Consider the following 18,238-nt stretch of genomic DNA (forward strand, 5'->3'; position numbering starts at 1 on the left):
GGCTGGGATAGGTTTACCTAACTTGAGATGTCAGCGGGGAAGTTGGGAGCAAGAGCGCACACCAGTCACGAGGTGCAAGAGCCGAATAGCCTACCGGTGAAAGCCTTGTATGAAGATTGTCTGCTGAGACAATCGGTGGAATTCCGTATCATTTACGTTTCTTAACCTACGGGCTAAACCAGCCCGTATAGGCGTTCCGCAGAGCCACCGGGGATAAAGGCCGGGGATGAGGGCAGCAGCGGGCGAAACGTTAAGATGTGCGCAGAGGCGTCGATAAGCGAGGGCGATGGGGGCTTGTGCCTCTTGTTGCATGTGGGGGTATAAGCGTGTAGCGTTATCGCTTGGACTTTTATGCACCGAGCAGGTTATTTTCTGGATAATCTGTGTGGTCATCAAAAGCTCCCCAAGACAATTTTTCAACCTACATTGTTGTAGGCCCCCCGCCTTGTGCGACCGCAACCAAAGAGCAGCGAGCTTCCCCACTATTGAGTGAGGGCGGCGAGAGTGGCCAAAAGCGTGCGGTAACGTGATGAAGGTGGCGTGGAACCGCAACGAGAAAGGCTATAAGGGTCTCTATCTATGACCATGACTGATCCTATTGCCGACATGCTGTCGCGCGTGCGTAACGCTAACCACGCACACCACGACACCGTGTCGATGCCTTCCTCCAAGCTCAAGGCAAATATTGCTGAGATCTTGAAGTCAGAAGGCTATATTGCTGATTACACCGTCGACGATGCCAAGGTTGGTAAGACCTTGACTCTCGAACTGAAGTACAGCCAAAGCCGCGAGCGTTCCATTTCTGGACTGCGCCGCGTATCAAAGCCAGGTCTGCGCGTTTACGCAAAGTCCACCAATCTGCCTAAGGTTCTTGGCGGCCTCGGCGTGGCTATCATATCCACGTCCCAGGGTCTGCTGACTGACCGTCAGGCTCACGAGAAGGGTGTAGGCGGAGAAGTTCTCGCCTACGTCTGGTAAGGGAGGAGCGAGAATATGTCACGTGTTGGTAAGGCACCCATCGCTGTTCCTGCCGGCGTCGATGTTAAGATCGACGGCCAGTTTGTAGAGGTTAAGGGCCCTAAGGGCACCTTGTCTCACACCATCGTTGAGCCGATCAAGGCGCAGCTGGAGGATGGCCACATTGTTGTGAGCCGCCCAGATGATAGCCGCAAGAACCGTTCACTCCACGGTCTGTCCCGCTCTTTGGTGAACAACCTCGTGGTTGGCGTCACCGAGGGCTACACCATCAAGATGGAAATCTTCGGTGTGGGCTACCGTGTACAGGCTAAGGGCAAGAACCTTGAGTTCGCTCTCGGCTACTCCCACCCAGTGTTGATCGAAGCACCGGAGGGAATCACTTTCGCCGTTGATGGAAACACTAAGCTGTCCGTCTCCGGTATCGACAAGCAGAAGGTTGGACAGGTCGCCGCCATTATCCGTCGCCTGCGTAAGGATGATCCTTATAAGGGCAAGGGTATTCGTTATGAAGGCGAGCAGATCCGTCGCAAGGTCGGAAAGACGGGTAAGTAAAGCATGAGCACAACCGAAAATAACAACGGAAAGCGTTTGCCGGTAGGTAAGGATATTTCCACCCGCCGTCGCATCGCCCGCGCACGCCGCCACTACCGTATCCGTAAGAACCTGCGTGGCACCGCTGAGGCTCCACGCCTTGTTGTTCACCGCACTTCTCGCCACATGCACGTCCAGGTGATCGATGACCTCAAGGGTCACACCTTGGCAGCCGCTTCCTCCTTGGAGCAAGCAGCCGCAGTTGAGGGCGATAAGAAGGCTAAGGCAGCCAAGGTCGGTCAGCTGATCGCTGAGCGCGCCAAGGCAGCTGGCATTGAAAAGGTCGTCTTCGACCGTGCCGGCTATAAGTACCACGGCCGTGTTGCTGCACTGGCCGACGCAGCTCGTGAAGGTGGTCTGAAGTTCTAATGATCATCTCTAATAACAACAACGGAAGGAACGCCTAAATGTCCGGACGTGAACGGCGTGAAGGCGGACGCTCCGCCGATGAAAATAAGAATGAGCGCCGCGGTGGACGCCGCGACGATCGTCGTAACCAGCAAGATGAGCGCTCGCAATATATTGAGCGCGTAGTTACTATCAACCGCGTGTCCAAGGTTGTCAAGGGTGGTCGTCGCTTCAGCTTCACCGCACTTGTAATCGTGGGCGACGGTAAGGGCATGGTTGGCGTAGGCTACGGCAAGGCCAAGGAAGTCCCAGCAGCCATCCAAAAGGGTGCAGAAGAAGCACGTAAGTCCTTCTTCCGCGTACCTATGGTTGCCGGCACCATCACCCACCCAGTCCAGGGTGAAGCAGCTGCAGGCGTCGTTATGATGCGCCCCGCTGCTCCTGGTACTGGTGTGATCGCTGGTGGCGCTGCTCGCCCAGTGCTTGAGTGCGCGGGCATCCAGGACATTCTCTGCAAGTCCTTAGGCTCCGACAACGCTATCAACGTGGTGCACGCTACCGTTGACGGCTTGAAGCAACTGGTTCGTCCCGAAGAGGTAGCCGCTCGCCGCGGTAAGACCCTCGAAGAGGTCGCACCAGCTCGTATGCTGCGCCAGCGCGCGGGACAGGAGGCTTAAATCATGGCCCTGAAGATTACCCAGAACAAGGGACTGGTGGGTGCCAACCCTAAGCAGCGTAAAAATATCGCCGCTTTGGGCCTCAAGCGCATCGGCCACTCCGTCGTCCGCCCAGACAATGGTGCCGTGCGCGGTATGGTTCAGACCGTACGCCACATGGTCACTGTCGAAGAAGTGGCAGGGGAGTAAACAATGAGCGAAGTAATTAAGCTTCACGACCTGCGCCCATCTAAGGGTGCACACAAAGCAAAGACCCGGCTCGGCCGCGGTGAAGCCTCCAAAGGTAAGACCGCCGGTCGCGGTACCAAAGGTACCAAGGCTCGTAAGCAAGTATCGGCTGGCTTCGAGGGTGGTCAAATGCCAATCCACATGCGCCTTCCTAAGTTGAAGGGCTTTAAGAACAACAATAAGGTTATCTACCAGGTAGTCAACGTTGCTGATCTGCAGGAGCACTTCCCAGAAGGCGGAGATATTAAGGTTGCCGATTTGGTAGCCGCTGGTCTCGTGCGCGCTAATAAGCCCGTAAAGGTGCTTGGTGAGGGCGAGCTGACCGTCAAGGTCACCATTGAGGCACAGAAATTCTCCAAGTCTGCTGTTGAGAAAATCGAAGCAGCTGGTGGATCTGTCTCCGAAGCATAATAGGGCATAATTCGGCCTTATAGTTTTAACGCTTAAGAGATCACCCCTCTCTCTATCCTGTTGTGGCATAGAGGGAGGGGTTTTCTGTGCCTATAGCTCTCCTTCTTCATCTCCCGTAAGGGCCCACAGCCCATGATTTCTTCAAGTGCACATGCTGCTGAGAGTTTTGGCCTAAGATCCCAGGGCGGGTAAGGCGACTATATGACTTTTTTCACGGCGGTTCCCTTCTGCCTTTTTGGGCCTGGTGACTTAGAGTTAGGAGCTAGTGTGCGCCGTCAATCGTTCTTAACGTCCGTGCGTTAATTGAGCGACAAGGTCGTACTGACGCTAAAGAAAACACGAATTCACTGAGTTCGTGGACGTGAAAGGATTACGGGATGACGCTCAATGATGTGATCGACAAATCGGTAGCAAAAAAAGTGCTCCTTCTCAATCACTCACCAGCCCGCTTGGCCGTTCGCGCCATTCTCGCCGGAGTCTATCTCACCCTCGGTACTGCCTTTGCGGCCCATATGGGGGATAAGGTCGAAGCCCTAGCCCCAGGCCTCGGAGGACCAGTCTTTGCCATGCTGTTCTTTGTGGGCCTGGCGGCAATCATTTTATTGGGGGCGGAACTGACGACCTCCAATATGATGTATATGTGTTTTGGGCTCTACCGCCGCGTGATTTCCGCGAAGAACGCCACCATCATTTTGCTCCTCAGCACCGTCTTCAACCTTATCGGGGCCCTCATCGTGGGATTCCTCCTTTCCCGTTCGCATGTATTCGCTCATATGACTGATACCCATCTAGCGGCGGAGATACTCTCCCATAAATTAGATAAAGACCCCGTCGGTTGGATCATCGAAGGCATTGTGGCCAATTTCGTGGTCAATATGGGCATTATTGGCGCATTGCTGCTGAAAGACTATCTTGCTAAATTCTGCATGCTTCTCTTTGTCATCGCCATCTTTGTGGGCCTGGGGACCGAGCACGTTATTGCAAACTTCTCGCTGACGAGTATTGTTGGCTTTGCATCTTCTCCGCTGCCAGAACTATTCACCTCCGCACAGATAGGCCAGAACTGGCTATTTGCCTGGATCGGCAACCTCATCGGCGGTGGTGTTTTCATGGGCCTCGGTTATGCCTGGCTTAATGCGGGCCCCGATGGCTATGTTGACCATATCCAATAAGGATCTACCAAAGGGCAGCGGCGCGACCTCAGTGTGACTGTCGAGGCGGGAGTGATCAGTAGTTCTTCCGGTGGCGATCAACGAGGTTTGCCCCCTGCCTTTGCTCCCGTTAGGGGGATGAGGGGAGTAGTGTAGTATGCCGCTGGCTTTAGATGGTGGTAGAGTACAAAAGTCAAACATTGTCCATTTTCTTCCGCGCACTTAGTGCACCGACTTTTAAGCGTTTGCCGCTAGGAGAGTCATAAGCTATAAGCGCGGGAGATTAATCAACGAGCACGAAGTATTTAGCGCTGCTATATCGCTTGAAAAGTCTCCACTGATGTTTGATCCATGTACCGCCTTCATCGACGGACTATGGCCAAAAAGAGTGGATGATTTTTTGAGTATATTTAGCGGCGGCGAATACCTGGGAGGCCTGAGTGTCCGCCATTATCCAGGCATTTAAGGATGCGGATCTTCGTAAGAAAATCCTCATCTCACTTGCATTGATTATTCTCTACCGCGTGGGAGCCCAAATTCCATCGCCAGGTGTAGATTACGCCTCAATATCGGGGCGCATTAGGGAATTAACCTCCGACTCATCGAGTGTTTATTCCCTGATTAACCTTTTCTCCGGTGGCGCGCTCCTGCAGCTATCGATCTTCGCCATTGGTGTCATGCCCTATATTACGGCGTCGATTATTGTCCAGCTGCTTACTGTAGTTATTCCCCGCTTCGAGGAGCTGAAGAAGGAGGGGCAGTCGGGTCAGGCTAAGATGGACCAATACACCCGTTACCTCACTTTGGCGCTGGCGCTGCTGCAGTCCGCGGGTATTGTCGCACTCGCAGACCGCGAGCAACTCCTAGGCTCAGGTATTCGAGTCCTCCAAGAAGACCGCAATATCTTCACCCTCATCATTTTGGTTACCACTATGTCTGCTGGTGCCATTCTTGTGATGTGGCTTGGCGAGTTGATCACTGAGCGCGGCGTTGGCAACGGCATGTCGCTGCTTATCTTTGCCGGTATTGCCACCCGTCTCCCTTCCGATGGTGCTAATATTCTCGCCAGCTCAGGGCAACTCGTTTTCGGCCTTGTTGTCTTCGCAGTCATCATCTTGGTCGTTGGCGTGGTCTTCGTTGAGCAAGGGCAGCGCCGCATCCCCGTCCAGTACGCCAAGCGTATGGTGGGACGCCGTCAGTATGGTGGCTCGTCCACCTATCTGCCGCTCAAGGTCAACCAGGGTGGCGTGATCCCGGTCATCTTCGCATCGTCGCTGATTTATATGCCCGTGCTCATTACCCAGATCGTGAACTCCAATACCTTTGAGGTTCCCGATAACTGGTGGCAGCGCAATGTCATTCAGTACCTGCAAACGCCATCGTCGTGGCAGTATATCGTACTGTACTTCTCCCTCATTATTTTCTTCAGCTATTTCTATGTCTCGGTTCAGTACGATCCGAACGACCAAGCTGACAATATGAAAAAATACGGCGGCTTTATCCCTGGTATCCGTCCCGGCAAGCCAACTGCAGACTATCTGTCCTATGTGATGAACCGCCTGCTTTTCGTGGGCTCTCTCTACCTTGGCTTCATCGCTGTATTGCCAAACCTCATGCTCGAGTTCGGGGTGAGCTCTCAATCGGGCTCAACACCTTTCGGTGGCACCGCGATCCTCATTATGGTTTCGGTCGCCCTGACAACCGTCAAACAGATTGAATCTCAACTGCTGCAAAGCAATTACGAAGGACTCCTGAAATAATGCGTATTGTTCTCCTCGGCCCTCCTGGGGCAGGCAAGGGCACGCAAGCAGCTATCCTCACCGAAAAGCTGGGTGTGCCGCATATCTCTACTGGTGATCTGTTCCGCGCCAATATCGGCGAAGAAACTCCACTCGGAATAGAAGCAAAGCAGTATATCGATGCAGGCAAATTGGTGCCTACCGATCTCACTGCGCGCATGGTGGAATCTCGCCTGAACGAGAAGGACGCAGCACAGGGATTCCTCCTCGACGGATTCCCACGCACCGTCGAGCAGGCCGATCTTTTAGATACCATGCTCGAGAAGCAGGGCCATCAGCTTGATGCAGTGGTGCAGTTAGATGTTGCTGAGGATATCGTTGTTGAGCGTATGCTCGCTCGTGGCCGTGCCGACGATAATGAGAAAACAATTCGCACGAGGCTTGGGGTCTACCGCGAGGAAACCGCGCCACTTATTGAGCACTACGGCGAGAAGATCCTCAAAATTAACGCCGAGGGAAGTATCGAAGATATCAGCTCTTCCACGCTTCAGGCCCTCGGTCGCTAAAACAGTGCACACGCGCTAAGAAAAGCTCGCTCCTAAAACGCTTAATCGTCCCCTTTGTACCAGGCCGAAAGCTTTGACCAGCTCAACTAGCCTCTGCTCATGCGAGTGAGGTAAGGAGGAACGGTCTTGCTTTCGGCCTTTATAGCTATGTACATGCCGCGCCGCCTCGGTATAGTCCTGGCGGCCGTACCTGCCACACGGAGCAGGCAATGAGGTATAACTGCCTCAGTCTTTTATCCTTTCGACTATTTCCAAGGAATACTCATGGCCTTTCGTAAACGCCGCACAACTATCAAACCCAAAACCCCAGCCGAATTAGATGCTATGCAGGCTGCTGGCGAAATCGTGGGGAAGGCGCTGACTGCCGTGCGCGACGCCGCGAGCGTAGGCATGAGTACGCTGGAGCTCGATCGCATCGCCGAAGATATTATCCGCAGCAACGGCGCGATTCCCACTTTCAAGGGTTACGAAGGTTTTCCGGCATCTATTTGCGCATCCGTTAACGAAGAGATCGTGCACGGTATCCCGCATCCGGACGTGCGCTTGGACGAAGGAGATCTCGTCTCCATTGACTGCGGCGCCACACTCGATGGCTGGGTGGGAGACTCCGCTATTAGCTTCGGCATTGGTGAGTTGGCCGCCGATATCCAGGCACTTAATGAGGCCACGGAGTATGTGCTCCACCAGGGTATAGCCATGATGGTGCCGGGTCGTCGCCTCACTGATATTTCACATGCGCTAGAGAAAGCTACGCGGAAGGCCGAGCAGAAGTGGGGTTATTCCTTCGGAATCGTGGCTGACTATGGCGGACACGGAATTGGTCGCACCATGCACGAAGATCCGTGGCTGCCCAACGAAGGCAAGGCGGGGCGAGGCCCAGAGATCGTAGAGGGGTCGGTACTAGCCATTGAGCCAATGTTAACTCTGGGTAGCCCTTATTCAATTGTGCTTGATGACGGTTGGACAGTAGTGAGTGAAGACGACACGTGGGCAGCCCACTGGGAGCATACTGTTGCAGCTACTGCTGCGGGGCCACGCATTCTCACTCCCCGCTATTAAGGCAGATAAGGAATGAGGGTGGGGCGGACCCTCGATTCCCCCGGTTATTATCCAATATTCTAAGTCCCATGATCGCTTCACCAGGGGCGGGGATGGTGGATTCGTCAACTATAGTGTGAGTAGTTTCGCTTTCGCTTTTCCAGACCGTTATAGTGGTAGCTATGATTTCTCAGCACACGAATAAGAAGTCGGCGACGAAACGCCGCGTAGCCTCGGCTGCGGCAGCCTTTACCATGGCTCTTGGCCTCGCCGCCACCCCAGCAGCAGGTGCCCAAGACTTTGTCGGCGGCTCCTCCGATATTCTCGGCAACGTGCGCGAGGGAGCTTGGCAGACTCGCCAAAATATATATCGTCACGCAGATGCCACATTCAATCCCCAGGTTGCTGAAGGTATTAAAAACGCAACCGATGGTGCCGTGAATTTCGTTTTCCCAGGCCTTATCCAAGAGCGCGAGCGCACTTTCGACTATGGCCCCTGCCCCAAAACCGCCCGGGTATGTGTTGATCTCGCCCGTGAGCGCGCATGGCTGCAGGAGGATGGACATGTAAAGGGCGGAAATGTACGCATTTCTGCTGGAGCCCCTGGCTGGGAAACTCAAACTGGCAACCTGCGCGTGACCCGCAAGGTACTAGACGAGGTATCCTATGTCTTCAACAATGCCGCCATGCCTTATGCTATTTACTTCACCCATAACGGCCAAGCCTTCCACGAGGGTGATCCTGATCTTTGGTCGCACGGCTGCATTCACCTCTACCGCGATGACGCCATTGCCTTCTGGAATCACTTACAGGTAGGTGACCCGGTCTTCATTTACTAGGCTGAAAGTAGTGGGGGCTGAACGAATCCCCCCCAATGCTCACTGCCAATATCTAGAACGCGGTTATTCTCACGATATGGGGATAGCCGCGTATTCTTTTGGTATCTCTGGATATATTTAGCGGGGTTGTGGTGGTGACACGCCGTTGTCAGTTAGGAAAATATCCAGGGTATGTGTACTATGGGCAGATGGTGCAGATGTGTTTTGTCTGTGCTATTCCAGTGGTAATCAAACGAACCGGCCGACAGGCTGGGGAAATGCAGAGGATATGGCTAAAAAGGAAGGCGCTATCGAGGTTGAAGGTCGCATTGTTGAACCTTTGCCTAACGCTATGTTCCGTGTTGAGCTCGATAACGGACACAAGGTTCTTGCTCACATTAGTGGCAAGATGCGCCAGCACTATATTCGTATTCTTCCCGAGGACCGGGTAGTAGTGGAGCTTTCTCCCTATGACCTGACCCGTGGTCGTATTGTTTACCGCTATAAATAAACTATTCGCCTTCATGCTTCACTGAATTTTCACGTGTGGCAGGGGCTTTTTGGGCATTATTCCCTAAAGGAATAGCTCCAGGCTCCTTCTAGCGTGAGACTTTCATCCACACCTTTGGCCGCGGTGGCTAAAGCCTTGCACTTTTATTTCAAAGCCCTACTCATCCCGGCTTCCGATCCGGGTGAGGGGGTTAATTGGCAGGGACGAGCATGGAGAAAACCACCGCAACAACCGGAAAGGTACCGCCACTATGGCACGTCTTGCTGGTGTAGATCTTCCACGCAATAAGCGTATGGAAGTCGCACTTACCTATATTTACGGCATTGGCCCCGCCCGTGCTAAGCAGTTGCTCGAGGAGACCGGCGTCTCCCCGGATCTACGTACCGACAACTTGAGCGATGAGCAGATTGCTGCTCTGCGTGACGTTATCGAGGGAACCTGGAAGGTCGAGGGTGACCTCCGCCGCCAGGTCCAGGCAGATATTCGTCGCAAGATCGAAATTGGTTGCTACCAGGGTCTGCGCCACCGTCGTGGGCTGCCTGTTCGCGGCCAGCGCACCAAGACCAACGCCCGTACGCGCAAGGGTCCGAAGAAGACCATCGCCGGAAAGAAGAAGTAATCCATGCCTCCAAAAGCACGCGCTAATGCACGCCGTTCTGGGCGTCGCGTCGTAAAGAAGAATGTGGCTGCAGGCCACGCTTATATCAAGTCCACCTTCAATAACACCATTGTGTCCATTACGGATCCCTCTGGTGCTGTGATCGCTTGGGCATCCTCTGGCCACGTTGGCTTCAAGGGTTCCCGCAAGTCCACTCCATTTGCCGCTCAGCTCGCTGCTGAGAATGCTGCCCGCAAGGCCATGGAGCACGGCATGAAGAAGGTTGAAGTTTTTGTGAAGGGTCCGGGCTCCGGCCGCGAGACCGCAATTCGTTCCCTCCAGGCTGCTGGCCTGGAAGTTACGTCAATCTCTGATGTCACCCCACAGCCATTCAATGGCTGCCGCCCACCCAAGCGTCGTCGCGTTTAAGGAAAGGAAAAAGGTAACTTACTATGGCACGTTATACCGGCCCAGTAACCCGTAAGTCCCGCCGCCTCCGCGTCGACCTCGTCGGCGGAGACCGCGCATTCGAGCGCCGTCCATATCCTCCAGGACAGGCCGGCCGCAACCGCATCAAGGAGTCGGAGTACTTGCTCCAGCTCCAAGAGAAGCAGAAGGCCAAGTACACCTACGGTGTGCTCGAGAAGCAGTTCCGTCGTTATTATGCCGAGGCTAACCGCCTGCCCGGCAAAACCGGTGAGAACTTGGTTGTTTTGCTCGAGTCCCGTCTCGACAATGTCGTTTACCGTGCAGGTCTAGCGCGCACCCGCCGCCAAGCCCGCCAGCTGGTCTCCCACGGCCACTTCTTGGTCAACGGCAAGAAGGTAAATATTCCTTCCTTCCGCGTCTCCCAGTACGACATCATCGACGTTCGTGAGAAGTCGCAAAAGATGGTGTGGTTCGAAGAGGCTCAGGACTACCTGACCGACGCAATTGTTCCTGCGTGGCTTCAGGTTGTTCCCGCTAACCTGCGTATCCTCGTGCACCAGCTGCCCGAGCGTGCTCAGATCGACGTTCCACTGCAAGAGCAGCTCATCGTCGAGCTTTACTCGAAGTAAAACTTTTATATGCCTGGGCTGAGTACAGCTCGGGCGCATACAAGTATCTTCGGATTCACTCAACTTTTTACCCTTTCCGCCCTCGCCGACGTCATATAGTGGGCGTCAAATCTAGGAGAGTTCCATGCTCATTTCTCAGCGTCCAGTCCTCACTGAGGAGAAGATCGATAGCGCTCGATCCCGTTTTACCATCGAGCCACTCGAGCCAGGCTTTGGCTACACGCTTGGTAATTCGCTGCGTCGTACGCTGCTATCATCCATCCCGGGTGCGGCAGTGACCAGCGTCAAGATCGACGGAGTGCTGCACGAGTTCACCACCATCGCTGGTGTTAAGGAAGATGTCACCGATATCTTGCTCAATATCAAGGGATTGGTATTGTCCTCTGACTCCGAGGACCCAGTTGTGATTAACCTCAACGTGGAAGGTCCTGGAGTTGCAACGGCCGGCAGCATTACGCCACCGACCGGCGTGGAAATCCACAACCCGGACCTCCACATCGCAACGCTTAATGAGCAGGGACGACTGAATATCGAGATGGTTGTGGAGCGTGGCCGTGGCTACGTTCCTGCCACCATGTTCGGCTCCAGCAATGAGATTGGCCGGATCCCTGTGGATCAGATCTATTCTCCAGTGCTGAAGGTGAGCTACAAGGTCGAAGCAACGCGTGTCGCGCAGCGTACCGACTATGACAAGCTCATCATCGACGTGGAGACCAAGAACTCTATGACCCCAGGTGACGCTCTCGCTTCGGCAGGCAAGACCTTGGTCGAGCTCTTTGGGCTCGCCCGCGAGCTCAACGATGCGGCAGAGGGTCTGGAAATCGGACCATCGGTTCAAGAAACTGAGCATATTGCGGCTTATAATATGCCTATCGACGATCTTAATTTCTCGGTACGCTCTTATAACTGCCTCAAGCGCCAAGAAATCCACACTGTGGGTGAACTAGCAGAATGCTCGGAATCCGATTTGCTCGATATCCGTAACTTCGGACAAAAGTCCATAAACGAAGTGAAGATCAAGCTCGCTAATCTGGGCTTGACCTTGAAGGATTCACCTGAGGATTTCGACCCATCGCAGCTTGAAGGCTACGACGCCGAAACCGGTGACTATGTTGATTTGGATCCAGAAGAGTCCGAGTAAATAGCCTTTAGTACCCAGCTTAAAAAAATTATCTGCTGGGTGCGCCCAATCACACCTGTCAACGAGGAGAACCAAATGCCTACACCAAAGAGGGGCGCCCGTCTCGGCGGTTCTGCGAGCCATCAGAAGCACATTCTGTCTAACCTCGCAGCTCAGCTGTTTACCCACGGCGCAATCAAAACCACCGACGCCAAAGCCAAGCTGCTTCGTCCATACGCGGAAAAGCTGATCACCAAAGCGAAGTCCGGCAGCATTGCCGACCGTCGTAACGTGCTCAAGCTCGTCAACAACAAGGACGTTGTTGCTCATCTCTTCGATGAGCTCGCACCTCAGTTTGCTGAGCGTACCGGCGGTTATACCCGCATCATCAAGCTCGAAAACCGTAAGGGTGACAACGCTCCTATGAGCCAGATCTCCCTCGTCCTCGAGGAGACCGTCTCCGCTGAAGCGAACCGCGCAGCGCGCGCTGCAGCGTCCAAGGAAGCTCAGGCCGAGGAGACCGAGGCAGAGAAGTAATTTTCTACCCAGTCTTTACAAACCCCACCGTGCAGATCCACTCTGCTCGGTGGGGTTTTTCGCTGCTGATAGCTAGCTTTGCTACGGTATAGGGCGTGATTGAGAACCCCACTACTCGCATACGCCTCGACCTCGCCTATGACGGCACGAACTTCCACGGGTGGGCCAAACAAGGAGATTCCTCGCTGCGTACAGTGCAGAAAGATCTGGAGGATAATCTCGCTCTTATCATGCGACGCCCCATTAACCTGACCGTTGCGGGTCGCACCGATGCAGGTGTTCACGCCACCGGCCAAGTGGCTCATTTTGATATCGATCCTCAGGCTCTTAACACCAGAAGTCTCAATCATGACCCCAAAAACCTTGTCAGGAGGTTGGCGCGCCTGCTGCCAGAAGACGTGCGTGTCCACGATGCTTCTTATGCTCCCGGAGGTTTCGACGCCCGTTTTTCAGCCCTGCGACGCCATTATGTCTATCGTCTTAGTACTCACCCTCGCGGTGCGCTACCCACTAGGCGATGCGATACCGCGCACTGGCCCAAAAATATCGATGTCCATGCCATGCAGCAAGCCGCTGCTGAGCTCGTGGGACTTAATGATTTTGCAGCATTTTGTAAATTCCGGGAAGGTGCCACCACCATCAGGGACTTGCAAGAATTCACTTGGCACGATATCTCCACACCTACTGAACCCCATACCTTTGAGGCCCATGTCAGCGCCGACGCTTTTTGTTGGTCCATGGTGCGCTCCTTAGTGGGCTGTTGCCTCGTTGTCGGGGAAGGTAAACGCCCTGCTGGTTTTGCTGCCTCGCTGCTTGCAGAATCCTCTCGATCATCACAAATACCCGTGGCTCCCGCCCGTGGGCTCACCCTTGTCGGGGTGGATTATCCCGAAGACTCTGCCTTAGGAGAACGTGCAGATATGACGAGACAGAAGCGCGTCAAGCTCGATTGATAGGGAAATGTGGCCCCAAAGCCCTTCATGGAGCCCTCAGCATCTACTAAACTGACAGATACTACTGTGGTTATTTGAACAGACCGCCTAACTGAGAGCGTGGGGCTCGACGTGTGGGGGTCACGGGGAATTATTCTGGCTGCCTAAAATAAGAAAGGTTTGAATAACCTCTGATGGCAGTTACTCCGACCACGAAAGCCCAAGTTACTGGGCACAAATTTCTGTGGCGCCGCGTTGAACACGCACTGATCCTCGGTGATGAGCGCATGCTGCATGATCCTCTAGGCAGGCGACGACGGGCTGTACTCTTTGGTCTCGCCGCTACCGTATTAATCGCCATATGCTCGGTTGCCTTGGCGTTTTTTCGCCCTGCCATCGATCCAGGGCAAGCGGAATTGATTCGCGCCGATAGCGGGCAGCTGTATATGCGCATGGAGGACCATTTGCACCCGGTGGCGAATCTCACCTCCGCGCGACTTATCCTGCAAGAAGCTGTCGAACCTGTCAGTAGTAGCGACCAGTCCCTCTTTGGGTTAGCCAAAACTACCCCCATAGGAATCGTAGATGCCCCCGCTCTCTTCGCACCCCAGCAGGGCTCGCAACCAACCTTCGATGCGATCGCTTGCCATGAGATACAGCCACCGCATCAACGCCTAGACAAGGGCAGGGATATGCTGGTGGTGATACTCAGCCCGAGCGAGCGGGTGAGCGCGACTTTAAGACCGATCGTCGATAGGGAAGCTTTCTTAGCCCGCACCAGTTCCGGCGATTTCCTCATTAGCGAACAGGGTCGTTTGCCCTTGTTGCCTGATACTAGCCCCGAGGGGCGAATGATGCGGCGTGCTTTAGGCATTGAGAATGCCACACCACTGTGGTTTGCTGCCGATGCCATGATAGACGCCATCGACGAAGTTCCACCTTTCCGCGACTTTGATATCAACACCGTGCTCGGCACCGGTTTTGACTACTGGGGTGAAAAGGATGGAACCATCATAAGACTGAGCCCAACCCAGGCAGAATTGATCATGGCCAAAGGGATTGAGTATCGCCAAATCCCCAACAGCGAACTGCGTAACTATACCGATAGAGTCGGTTACTATATACCGCTTCCTCCGACACGCCCAATCCTCATAGACCCAGCGGAATTTATGCCGTGCATCAATAGCACAGGTCAGCTTCTCATTCCGAGGCAGCGAGACCCTGATATGATGCTCTCACCGTCTTTCGGATCACGCGTGGATCGACCCTCGCAGGGTTCCACTCTTAGCTATATCGGGCCAGGCTATGCGCTTGCTGTTGATACCGGTTCAGGGGTGCATATTATTTCTGAAACTGGCAAACGGCATGGACTTCGCTATCCCGAAATGATAAAAGAGCTCGGCATCGACTCAACAACGCCTATGAGCTGGGAGTTGCTTTCCCTGCTCCCTGAAGGGACTCCGCTGAGTCAGGAGGCCGCGCTCTCCGAAGTTATTCCGCAACAAAGCCCGTGACGCGCGGGTGAAAGGAGAAAATTCCCCCCAAACTGTCCGTACATCTAACTATCGCGGTATGATTGCTGGCAATACGCGGGAAAACTAAAGTCCCCCGTACGTCGGGAAGGAGAATGGCGCGCTTTATGGCAATTCAAACGCCTGCGGTTGAAACCCCAGAGAAACCGCATACCACTCGCGATCAGGTACGCGCCAAGATACACGCGATAACTTTCCACCACGAGCGAATGAAGACCCGACGATTTGGTTTCTTGGTTCGCCCGCTTGTTCTCGTTGCGGGCTGGGTAGTTGTCATCCTCGGCCTGGTGACCATTCCTTTTCCAGGGCCGGGATGGCTCACGGTATTCGTGGGCATAGGAATACTTAGCCTCGAGTCCCACTTGGCCGGCCATCTTTTGGGGTGGGCTATCGGCCTCTATGATCGATTCTTTCAGTGGTATCGCTCAAAACCTCGAATCGTTCGCTACTTTCTCATCTTTCTCATCTGTTTAGTGGCCTGGATCATGGTGGGCTCAACTGCGGTAACTATGTGGAGCTACGGCGCTTTGCCTGCGCTCGATCCAGTGATGCAGTATATTATCTAAGTTCGCATCCTCGAATAGGCAATGGTTAGCACCAAAATCAGGCTGGCCAGTACCACGAGCCAGCTCGAAGCCAAGGGAATGGACGATTGGTGGCGTCGTGGTGCGGCGATAGCGTGAGCGGCTGGTGGTGTTGAACTGACTAAAGATGCTTCATCCTCTGGAAGGCGATAGTCTAAGACCCTCGGGATATCAATGGCGCCGCTAGTAGGATCAACACTGGATATGACAAGCTCGCGCAATTCTCTCGCCGTCGCGGTAGGGTATTTCTGGCGTAACAGCGCAAAAGTTCCACTAATGAGCGGGGCAGCAAAGCTTGTTCCCTCGAAAGACTGTACCGAAGACGCAGACTGCTCGATTCCGCTCGCGAGAAAGCCTCCCGAATTTGACAGCGCCGCGAATACTTTCCCCGGGGCTGCAACCTGAGGTTGGGAGGAGTCTAGGGAATAAGCAGCATGATGATAAGGATCCGAAAGAGCCGCAACTGAGACTACGGTGGGCATAGCCGCTGGCACAATAAGTGAGTCCGGCGTACATTGAGCATCTTGATTACCGGCCGCGGACACCACCACGATATTCGCCTCCTCCGCGCGGTTGAGTGCCGCTTCCAGGCCAGAGAGATCAACAGAAAAAGGCCCTTGGGGGATACAACTGACCACAGAAATATTGATCACATCGACCCCCTGATCAACGGCTACATCTATAGCCTGGCTCAGGGTAGCCAACGTGCCACCAGCATCGCGGTGATCGCTCATCTGTTTAATAGAGACGATGCCGGCATCGGGCGCCACCCCTACGATCTCGTCTTGATCCCACCGTGCCGCAATAATGCCGGCCACAGCCGTTCCATGAGCATCGCAGTCTTCTAAAGCATCTCCAGACTCAGGGTCGGCTATGACACTGCCCCCCGATGCTAGATTCGGAAGGCGTGGATGGGTACTAACTCCAGTGTCGATCACGGCGACTCGGGTGCCAAAACCGGTAGCAAAAAGGTGGGCGCGGCGATACTGGTCTGCTAGCGCTGCCTGTTGTTCCAGTGCCGCTGAGTTTGCTGGGACCCCTTGGGCGCACTCAGCGGCTGCTGATGGAAGGAGCAAGACTGCGAGTGTTCCCCATGCACTTAAACCGGCAACAAAGGAGGCTATTTTCATAGAGCCAAACCTCGTAGGAGGCTAAAGAGACCAGCCGTTTGCAGTGCTAAGGGAAAGATCGCTGCGAGCGCAAGAAGTTCAATGCGCTCTAGCCACACCACCACCGTGGGTTCGAGAGTAGAGATCTTATCGGCCATACTTGGGGCCGCCACCATCATGAGCGCGAATATCAAGGCAACAATGCTTAAGCTCGTACTTGAGAGCAGAGCCGCTAGCGGAAGCAGGGCGAAACCTGCGAGGTGCGCAGGTATCCACAGTGCCCAGATTTCAAGGGAAAAACGATGCCGGTGGGCGTGTAAGATCAGCGCCAAGCTGAGCGCGAATATCAGCCAGAAATGGAAAATACTCAGATCGAGGATTTCCCGCAGACCAAGGATCAACAGGCCTAAGGTTGCTAAGCTCAACCAACTTCCGATAGCTATCAGCATGCCCGAATACATGGTGCGCGCATGTCGAGTGCGGAGGGGGCTTTCTTCATAATCCTTATCCGCTATATCAAGCGGCTGCCCAATAGTTGGAAGTAAAGGTACCCGCAAGCCCGCGATTTTGGCCAATATTTGCGGCCCTGCGGCGAGCATAATCACCATGACGACGATGGAGACACTCAAGCCATGACCTAACCACACCATCGTGGGGTTAAGCGAAACCAAGATACCCGGCGAATACACAAGGCCTCCCAACCCTAAGGAAAATATTCCAAGGGCATAGGCGACTGTGAAAACCACATATCCGCGAGCTGGAATGAGCAGTTGCATGACTGTGGCTACCACAACGACTGTCAAGGCGGCAGCGGCTAGGGAGAGAGCCCACCCGCGCGCAAAATCAGTGGCAGTTATACCCTCAACAAGCAAGTCTGGGCTCAATAAAAGCTCGCTGCCACCTACAGCGATGAGGGCAGATACAGCGGTGAGAAGCGAGATAAGCGGAATAGCTATATGAAGCTTCGCCCATATGCTCATACTGCCAAAAATTCCGGCTACGAGTAATAAGGTGACCGCTAACGGAATCGGCAAGGGCAGTAGAAAAGCTCCACCTACTAGACTAGCTGCCCCGCTGACCGCCGCGAAAGTAGGGGTATGAGCAGTTCTGAGCTCTTTCGGGGCGGCGGCCGCTAAAGATTCCGCTGCATCGCGCACTAATGGGGGAGGCGTGGCAGTAGCGTTGCGGATAATCATGACATCGCCGTGGCTGAGCCCCAGCGACTTGAGGGGAGCGTGCATATCGAGGATGATCCCCGCAGCTGTCAGAACCTGGTAACGCCCTGGGTGAGAATGGATATGAGCGAGATGGAAAATCTCTGCCATCATATCGCTCAAGCTACTCGAACCCGGTAGGTAAAGATCGATGTGTTGAGGATTATCGCCAAGTTCAATCCGAATAAAGCTGCGAATACTCTCGGTATCTCGAAGGGATGAATTCATCTTAGGGGCGCACTCCTTAGGGATAAGTGGGGGAGAAACTTAGGGATAAATAAAGGGCAAAGTACGTAGTTTTAGACTGCGGTTGGCTCGTATCGGTTCCCCAGTGAGCAGACGAGGTCCAAGCTGAGAGAATGCTCAGAAAATGGGGGTGCGATATGGGGTTTATTTTCGCAAGGGCCTTACGGGCGCACAGCAGAGCTACTAAGGTTTTGATTGCTTTCCACGTGAGGTGAGAATGCAACGCGACGGTAGGGATGCCGTCCGCGCGCT

At 54.2% G+C, this 18,238-nt stretch carries 22 protein-coding genes; 20 read left to right on the plus strand and 2 right to left on the minus strand.

Annotation, left to right across the window (positions count from 1 at the left end; translation table 11 throughout):
* Positions 1-579 precede the first annotated feature (579 nt).
* From rpsH to NXT00_RS03155, 20 genes are all read left to right on the plus strand, one after another.
* The gene (gene rpsH / locus NXT00_RS03060) at positions 580-978 is read left to right on the plus strand and encodes a 30S ribosomal protein S8 (RefSeq protein ID WP_259077320.1); all 399 of its coding nucleotides are present in this window, start codon (positions 580-582) and stop codon (positions 976-978) included.
* 15 nt (positions 979-993) lie between these two features.
* Positions 994-1,530 (plus strand): 50S ribosomal protein L6, encoded by a 537-nt coding sequence (rplF, locus tag NXT00_RS03065; RefSeq protein ID WP_259077317.1) that lies wholly within the window; start codon positions 994-996, stop codon positions 1,528-1,530.
* Between the two features lie 3 nt (positions 1,531-1,533).
* The gene (gene rplR / locus NXT00_RS03070) at positions 1,534-1,938 is read left to right on the plus strand and encodes a 50S ribosomal protein L18 (protein WP_259077315.1); all 405 of its coding nucleotides are present in this window, start codon (positions 1,534-1,536) and stop codon (positions 1,936-1,938) included.
* A gap of 38 nt (positions 1,939-1,976) precedes the next feature.
* Positions 1,977-2,594, plus strand: coding sequence for a 30S ribosomal protein S5 (rpsE, locus tag NXT00_RS03075; protein WP_259077314.1), 618 nt, complete (start codon positions 1,977-1,979; stop codon positions 2,592-2,594).
* 3 nt (positions 2,595-2,597) lie between these two features.
* Positions 2,598-2,783 carry a 50S ribosomal protein L30 gene (gene rpmD, locus NXT00_RS03080; protein ID WP_259077313.1) on the plus strand — a complete coding sequence of 62 codons (186 nt, stop codon included), beginning with the start codon at positions 2,598-2,600 and terminating at the stop codon, positions 2,781-2,783.
* A gap of 3 nt (positions 2,784-2,786) precedes the next feature.
* Positions 2,787-3,233, plus strand: coding sequence for a 50S ribosomal protein L15 (rplO, locus tag NXT00_RS03085; protein ID WP_259077312.1), 447 nt, complete (start codon positions 2,787-2,789; stop codon positions 3,231-3,233).
* 377 nt (positions 3,234-3,610) lie between these two features.
* A complete protein-coding gene (locus NXT00_RS03090; RefSeq protein ID WP_259158018.1) occupies positions 3,611-4,405 on the plus strand; it encodes a formate/nitrite transporter family protein in 795 nt (264 codons plus the stop codon).
* A 419-nt stretch (positions 4,406-4,824) separates the two neighbouring features.
* The gene (secY, locus tag NXT00_RS03095) at positions 4,825-6,144 is read left to right on the plus strand and encodes a preprotein translocase subunit SecY (protein WP_259077310.1); all 1,320 of its coding nucleotides are present in this window, start codon (positions 4,825-4,827) and stop codon (positions 6,142-6,144) included.
* Positions 6,144-6,689, plus strand: a complete 546-nt coding sequence (locus tag NXT00_RS03100) for an adenylate kinase (RefSeq protein ID WP_259077308.1) — start codon at positions 6,144-6,146, stop codon at positions 6,687-6,689. Before secY ends, NXT00_RS03100 begins: the two co-directional genes overlap by 1 nt.
* A 264-nt stretch (positions 6,690-6,953) precedes the next feature.
* Positions 6,954-7,748 (plus strand): type I methionyl aminopeptidase, encoded by a 795-nt coding sequence (gene map, locus NXT00_RS03105; RefSeq protein ID WP_259158019.1) that lies wholly within the window; start codon positions 6,954-6,956, stop codon positions 7,746-7,748.
* 161 nt (positions 7,749-7,909) lie between these two features.
* The gene (locus tag NXT00_RS03110; protein ID WP_259077306.1) at positions 7,910-8,566 is read left to right on the plus strand and encodes a L,D-transpeptidase; all 657 of its coding nucleotides are present in this window, start codon (positions 7,910-7,912) and stop codon (positions 8,564-8,566) included.
* Between the two features lie 268 nt (positions 8,567-8,834).
* A complete protein-coding gene (infA, locus tag NXT00_RS03115) occupies positions 8,835-9,056 on the plus strand; it encodes a translation initiation factor IF-1 (RefSeq protein WP_005519800.1) in 222 nt (73 codons plus the stop codon).
* Between the two features lie 250 nt (positions 9,057-9,306).
* Entirely contained in the window at positions 9,307-9,675 is a 369-nt protein-coding gene (gene rpsM, locus NXT00_RS03120) for a 30S ribosomal protein S13 (protein WP_259077305.1), read from the plus strand.
* A gap of 3 nt (positions 9,676-9,678) precedes the next feature.
* On the plus strand, positions 9,679-10,083 hold the full coding sequence (gene rpsK, locus NXT00_RS03125) for a 30S ribosomal protein S11 (RefSeq protein ID WP_259077304.1): 405 nt from the start codon (positions 9,679-9,681) through the stop codon (positions 10,081-10,083).
* A 23-nt stretch (positions 10,084-10,106) separates the two neighbouring features.
* Entirely contained in the window at positions 10,107-10,712 is a 606-nt protein-coding gene (rpsD, locus tag NXT00_RS03130) for a 30S ribosomal protein S4 (RefSeq protein ID WP_259077303.1), read from the plus strand.
* Positions 10,713-10,836: 124 nt separating this feature from the next.
* Positions 10,837-11,853: a DNA-directed RNA polymerase subunit alpha gene (locus NXT00_RS03135; protein ID WP_259158020.1), complete on the plus strand. Its 1,017-nt coding sequence runs from the start codon at positions 10,837-10,839 to the stop codon at positions 11,851-11,853.
* A 75-nt stretch (positions 11,854-11,928) separates the two neighbouring features.
* Positions 11,929-12,369 carry a 50S ribosomal protein L17 gene (rplQ, locus tag NXT00_RS03140; RefSeq protein WP_259077301.1) on the plus strand — a complete coding sequence of 147 codons (441 nt, stop codon included), beginning with the start codon at positions 11,929-11,931 and terminating at the stop codon, positions 12,367-12,369.
* A 98-nt stretch (positions 12,370-12,467) separates the two neighbouring features.
* Positions 12,468-13,322, plus strand: a complete 855-nt coding sequence (gene truA, locus NXT00_RS03145) for a tRNA pseudouridine(38-40) synthase TruA (protein WP_259158172.1) — start codon at positions 12,468-12,470, stop codon at positions 13,320-13,322.
* A 173-nt stretch (positions 13,323-13,495) separates the two neighbouring features.
* A complete protein-coding gene (gene eccB / locus NXT00_RS03150) occupies positions 13,496-14,815 on the plus strand; it encodes a type VII secretion protein EccB (RefSeq protein ID WP_259077300.1) in 1,320 nt (439 codons plus the stop codon).
* 125 nt (positions 14,816-14,940) lie between these two features.
* A complete protein-coding gene (locus tag NXT00_RS03155) occupies positions 14,941-15,399 on the plus strand; it encodes a TIGR02611 family protein (protein WP_259077299.1) in 459 nt (152 codons plus the stop codon).
* Here NXT00_RS03155 and NXT00_RS03160 read toward each other — a convergent pair.
* Together NXT00_RS03160 and eccD are read right to left on the minus strand one after the other, a co-directional pair.
* Positions 15,396-16,547 (minus strand): S8 family serine peptidase, encoded by a 1,152-nt coding sequence (locus NXT00_RS03160; protein WP_259158021.1) that lies wholly within the window; start codon positions 16,545-16,547, stop codon positions 15,396-15,398. The genes NXT00_RS03155 and NXT00_RS03160 overlap by 4 nt on opposite strands.
* On the minus strand, positions 16,544-17,968 hold the full coding sequence (eccD, locus tag NXT00_RS03165) for a type VII secretion integral membrane protein EccD (protein WP_259158023.1): 1,425 nt from the start codon (positions 17,966-17,968) through the stop codon (positions 16,544-16,546). Before eccD ends, NXT00_RS03160 begins: the two co-directional genes overlap by 4 nt.
* Between the last annotated feature and the right edge of the window lie 270 nt (positions 17,969-18,238).

Source organism: Corynebacterium sp. ES2715-CONJ3 (assembly GCF_024814365.1).
GTDB lineage: Bacteria > Actinomycetota > Actinomycetes > Mycobacteriales > Mycobacteriaceae > Corynebacterium.

Coding starts and splice junctions, on each gene's coding strand:
- eccB (WP_259077300.1), top strand. CDS start 13,496: ATGGCAGTTACTCCGACCACGAAAGCCCAAGTTACTGGGCACAAATTT.
- rplF (WP_259077317.1), top strand. CDS start 994: ATGTCACGTGTTGGTAAGGCACCCATCGCTGTTCCTGCCGGCGTCGAT.
- infA (WP_005519800.1), top strand. CDS start 8,835: ATGGCTAAAAAGGAAGGCGCTATCGAGGTTGAAGGTCGCATTGTTGAA.
- NXT00_RS03135 (WP_259158020.1), top strand. CDS start 10,837: ATGCTCATTTCTCAGCGTCCAGTCCTCACTGAGGAGAAGATCGATAGC.
- NXT00_RS03160 (WP_259158021.1), bottom strand. CDS start 16,547: ATGAAAATAGCCTCCTTTGTTGCCGGTTTAAGTGCATGGGGAACACTC.
- map (WP_259158019.1), top strand. CDS start 6,954: ATGGCCTTTCGTAAACGCCGCACAACTATCAAACCCAAAACCCCAGCC.
- rpsD (WP_259077303.1), top strand. CDS start 10,107: ATGGCACGTTATACCGGCCCAGTAACCCGTAAGTCCCGCCGCCTCCGC.
- NXT00_RS03110 (WP_259077306.1), top strand. CDS start 7,910: ATGATTTCTCAGCACACGAATAAGAAGTCGGCGACGAAACGCCGCGTA.
- NXT00_RS03155 (WP_259077299.1), top strand. CDS start 14,941: ATGGCAATTCAAACGCCTGCGGTTGAAACCCCAGAGAAACCGCATACC.
- rpsM (WP_259077305.1), top strand. CDS start 9,307: ATGGCACGTCTTGCTGGTGTAGATCTTCCACGCAATAAGCGTATGGAA.
- rplO (WP_259077312.1), top strand. CDS start 2,787: ATGAGCGAAGTAATTAAGCTTCACGACCTGCGCCCATCTAAGGGTGCA.
- NXT00_RS03090 (WP_259158018.1), top strand. CDS start 3,611: ATGACGCTCAATGATGTGATCGACAAATCGGTAGCAAAAAAAGTGCTC.
- NXT00_RS03100 (WP_259077308.1), top strand. CDS start 6,144: ATGCGTATTGTTCTCCTCGGCCCTCCTGGGGCAGGCAAGGGCACGCAA.
- rplR (WP_259077315.1), top strand. CDS start 1,534: ATGAGCACAACCGAAAATAACAACGGAAAGCGTTTGCCGGTAGGTAAG.
- eccD (WP_259158023.1), bottom strand. CDS start 17,968: ATGAATTCATCCCTTCGAGATACCGAGAGTATTCGCAGCTTTATTCGG.
- rplQ (WP_259077301.1), top strand. CDS start 11,929: ATGCCTACACCAAAGAGGGGCGCCCGTCTCGGCGGTTCTGCGAGCCAT.
- rpsH (WP_259077320.1), top strand. CDS start 580: ATGACCATGACTGATCCTATTGCCGACATGCTGTCGCGCGTGCGTAAC.
- rpmD (WP_259077313.1), top strand. CDS start 2,598: ATGGCCCTGAAGATTACCCAGAACAAGGGACTGGTGGGTGCCAACCCT.
- rpsK (WP_259077304.1), top strand. CDS start 9,679: ATGCCTCCAAAAGCACGCGCTAATGCACGCCGTTCTGGGCGTCGCGTC.
- rpsE (WP_259077314.1), top strand. CDS start 1,977: ATGTCCGGACGTGAACGGCGTGAAGGCGGACGCTCCGCCGATGAAAAT.